The organism is Pseudorhodobacter aquimaris (assembly GCF_001202025.1).
GTDB lineage: Bacteria > Pseudomonadota > Alphaproteobacteria > Rhodobacterales > Rhodobacteraceae > Pseudorhodobacter > Pseudorhodobacter aquimaris.
On record NZ_LGHS01000028.1, the window covers coordinates 1 to 3,902 of the forward strand.

General features: G+C 53.5%; 5 protein-coding genes and 2 pseudogenes. All 7 read right to left on the reverse strand.

The genetic code is table 11. The features are described 5' to 3' along the window. Positions 1-162 precede the first annotated feature (162 nt). A pseudogene (locus AKU94_RS18970) lies at positions 163-738 on the reverse strand (transposase); the annotation flags it as partial. A gap of 142 nt (positions 739-880) precedes the next feature. After that, complete coding sequence (locus AKU94_RS20810) at positions 881-1,081, reverse strand: TRAP transporter large permease subunit (protein ID WP_050525999.1); 201 nt, start codon at positions 1,079-1,081, stop codon at positions 881-883. Positions 1,082-1,308: 227 nt separating this feature from the next. Then, on the reverse strand, positions 1,309-1,563 hold the full coding sequence (locus AKU94_RS20815) for a TRAP transporter large permease subunit (RefSeq protein WP_157056397.1): 255 nt from the start codon (positions 1,561-1,563) through the stop codon (positions 1,309-1,311). Continuing rightward, on the reverse strand, positions 1,530-1,718 hold the full coding sequence (locus AKU94_RS03745; RefSeq protein WP_050526002.1) for a hypothetical protein: 189 nt from the start codon (positions 1,716-1,718) through the stop codon (positions 1,530-1,532). Before AKU94_RS03745 ends, AKU94_RS20815 begins: the two co-directional genes overlap by 34 nt. Positions 1,719-1,989: 271 nt before the next feature. Further along, entirely contained in the window at positions 1,990-2,433 is a 444-nt protein-coding gene (locus AKU94_RS03750; RefSeq protein ID WP_157056399.1) for a TRAP transporter small permease subunit, read from the reverse strand. Positions 2,434-2,581: 148 nt separating this feature from the next. Continuing rightward, positions 2,582-2,743, reverse strand: coding sequence for a hypothetical protein (locus tag AKU94_RS19515; RefSeq protein WP_157056400.1), 162 nt, complete (start codon positions 2,741-2,743; stop codon positions 2,582-2,584). 743 nt (positions 2,744-3,486) lie between these two features. Beyond that, a pseudogene (locus AKU94_RS20205) lies at positions 3,487-3,902 on the reverse strand (transposase); the annotation flags it as partial.

Below are 3,902 nucleotides of genomic sequence, written 5' to 3' on the forward strand. Positions count from 1 at the left end.
TTGTCCCGCTTCATCCTTTTGCGGGGTTTGATCTGTTACCCGGCAGGGCATTGCGTAGCAATGGCCCGAAAGGGCGCAGGTTCAGTTCAAGTTCACAGTAGATGCGTTAAACTCTTTTGTGCCCTCTCATGCATGTGAACATGCACTGCCAGGTAACAGTATCCAAGGCTGCCCCTTCACGTTGCGCAGATGCAGAAAGCATAATCCAGATCCCCAAGTCTTCCGGGCTTCGGTCAGCCCAACAAGCAGATCGGCAATATGCTCATTCTCGTCGCTCAGCAGCGGGCTGTAACGATAGCAGGTCTCGCTGACACCAAAGGCGCGGCAAGCCAGCGCAATGCTGACTGCGCAGCGCGCCACAGCATTCACGGCCATCTCTCGGCGTTGAGATGGCCCGCCTACTTTTTTCCAAGAGCTTCCTTCAGCAAATCAGCCTGCATGCTCAGGTCCGCATACATCCGCTTCAGCCGACGGTTCTCGTTCGGCGCGCTCTCGGACCAATGGCGTTTGCGCCTCACTCCATGGCCTTCATCTGGCTGATCATGGACGCGTCTGTTACCCGGCAGGGTTTTGCAAAGCAAAAGCCCGAGAGGGCATGCCGCCATACTTCGCCCGCCATTTATAGAAGGACGCGTTGCTCATACCGTGCTCGCGGCACAGCTCTGCCACCGGCACGCCACCTTCGCCCTGGCGCAGGATCGAAAGGATCTGCGCCTCAGTGTATCTGCTTTTCTTCATTCAAAATCTCCTCAGACATCTTGCCGAGAAAATTCTACTTATGAAGCCCCTTAATTTTAGGGGGGATTACCCCTGCACCCTGAATTTCCCGGCAAACTGCGGTGCAGCGGCTGGGTTAACCAGTGTCGGACACGGATTTCTGCTACTTTAGAACCTGCGGCAGCCACAGAACCAGAACTGGAAACACAATCATGCAGACAAGGCCGAATATCTGAATTGCAACGAAAGGTATGATCCCGCGATAGATGTGGCCAAGGCGGGTTGGGGCGCGCTTTCCTTCGGAAAACAACGCAAAACTAGAAGGCGGCGTCAAAAAACTTGTCTTATAGTTTATCGCAGCCATAAGAGCATCTGAAACGTTTGCGCGGCCAAGGTCAGATCTTCCATGCCGAATGTGGCCGCAAATTCAGAGGCCAGATTTGCCGTGACCGGCGCAAAAACCGGCAATACGATCAGGGTTATTTCGATCCAGTCAAAAAGAACCCCAGAACGAAATTCAGCAACATCAGTATGCCCAGAAAACCCCAATGGCCTAGGTCGATCCAGGCGGTAAAATCGAGGATCAAATCCTCACCAAAAAGCGCACGAAACACATAGGAGATAGCGGTCGCGCCCGCAAAGATCGACCCCAGAACCAGAACAATCAGCGCAACCGGGGCGGAATTTTCCTAACACATAAATGCTGTAAAGCGTGGCCAAAAACAGGCCAGCTACAACCGCTGCGACAAACTGATTTCCAACCGGGATGGCCATAAGGTCCGCCATGACCACCAACATGATCGAGGACGGGATCAAAATACCCAATATTGCCGATGCAGCCACCATGCCAGATCCCAGTCGTTTATCATACCCAGCATCGCAGGCCGCGCCATCATGCTGAGCATCACCACAGAGGCCCCTATGGCCCCGGTTGTCGCCGCCGTGACCGTGCCAAACAAGGTAACCGTCAGCGCAAGGCCGCCCGGAACATTGCGCAGCAAAACCTTAAGGATACGTAGCAGGTCTGCCGCGACGCCGCTACCAAAATCTGATTGACCGTGGCCGACTCTCACAACCTGTCGGCAAAGAGGTAAAACTCACTCGTCGACATGACATTCAACGCAGTACCGCCAGAAGCGAGCATCAGCGCAGACTGCCGAGGACAATCCCCACCGGAAAGCCTGAAAAAAGCGCAATGGCCAGTGTCAGAAACATATAGGCGGCCAGATAATCGTAAAGGTGATATTAGATTGCCTGAATCACGCGCCGACCTCATTGGATGGCTCGTGATTGGGTGCCAGCATATTCAATCGCGCCAATTGCCAAAAAGGATTTGATGATCCAGCGAATGCAAATTCCCGTCAAAGGCGATGAACCCTCACCCTGTTGCCAGGCTGAATAGACCGTATCTACCGAATGAAACAGTAAAACAGAGCAGAAAGGAACCGCCAAAAGCAGGATCGCGATCATCTCAACCCACCCCTTCGTGCGGGCGGTCCGCCGCTCGTGCCATTCGGCCTCTTGCAGCATGGTCGGAGAAATAATTTCATAAAGCGCCGAGTTCAGCACCGCCTGCTGAATAAAGAAAATTTTACGGGTAATGACGTCATAGACAATAACCAAAATCAATGGCACGACCATCCACGCGCTCAAAAGCCCAAAGAAACCGCACAGCCGTTCCAAAATGCCAGAGAGCCTGAAAAGAAAACACATCATGTTTCCTGCATAAAATACCCCAAGTTGAATAATCCTTGCGGTAAGCCTGCAAACTGTCCCAAACGCGTTTGCTTTCCGGGTTGGCTGTGGTCTCTTCGGGGATCATTTCATCCCATACGCCCTGAAAGGCGTCGAGGAATTCGGCTGGCTAGATCTTGATCTGTACGCCGTCTGCCTCATTTTGTTTTATGATGGCAAACTCAAGGGCCCCGCCATCGGCGAGCGGATTGATGGTCGCCTTATTGCAGGCGAGATTGACCATTGTGCACTGCGCATCCAAAAGCGCATTCCAACTGTCCATATTGATCAACAGCTCTTAGACGATAGACTGCTGGTGACAGCCTGGGAAATAGTTGAACTTGGCTATTTGATAAAAGCCAAGGCCGCGATCGATTGCTCGGCGACATCCAGGGTTCCCAATTCCAGCAGCTGATACATTTCTTCGGGGGCGCGCAACTGGATCGAGACGCTAATTTTTGCCCGCCGCCAAGGCGCAACCAAGCCAGCATCTCACCTGCGCCGAGGCCAAACGGAATTGCCGCGAAAAACGGATATGCCGAGTTTTTCCCGCGTTGAGCCCCGGAGACCCATAGGCGGCATCAATCGCCCTTTCTACCAATGCACCCGGGTCAAACAGGTGGATATCGAAAGATCCGTTCGAAATGGTGTTTTACCGTCTCGCTGATTTCAAATGCGGTTTTCCCCGCTACCGGCAATGCGTGTGAATAGGTCGGTTGCATACGCCAGCGCACCCGATCCTGCCAGTAAGGCGGATGACAGCTTTGAACCCGTGTGTGGATGCCCCTTTCAATGCAAGAAGTTTTTCAGATTGCTCAGAACATGTGATCAGTGCAGTCGTGTGTCCGGCCTATATATGCAGCTTTCACACGCCGCTGGCCTGTATGGTGTCCGTGGATCGGGTCCAAATCGTTGATGCGAGCACAAAGCTCCTGGCTTCTATCTGGTTTTCCCAACCCCGTCTTATGACCGTTGTTCCTTACTCTCCTTCGCCCTTCTCACATTGCCGGTTTACTCCAACGCATGGTGCAAAGCTTATGCAGCCAGCGGTGGAATTCGATCGTTCTCTTTTGTGGTTATTAACGCCCAAACAGTACGGGCAAGCTTGTTTGCCAATGCAGTCGCCACCAGCATACGAGGCTTGCGCGCCAGCATCTTGGCAAGCCATGATCCAGGTGGTGGGCCTTTCCGGATGGCCCAACGGATGACGGCCATCACGCCAGAGGCGTGCATTCGCACGACGCGCCTGTGATCAGCAACCGCCTTATATCGCGCTGCCCCATTTTTGAGGTTCTACCCAGGATTTGTCGCCCACCGGTCGACTTCTGCCTTGGTACAAGCCCGCGACCCGGGCTGCAAACTCACGCCCATTAGAAAATTCTTCCATTGGTGGCGCAAAGGCCTGAATGGTCGTAGCACACATAGGCCCAACTCCGGGGATCGTCATAAGC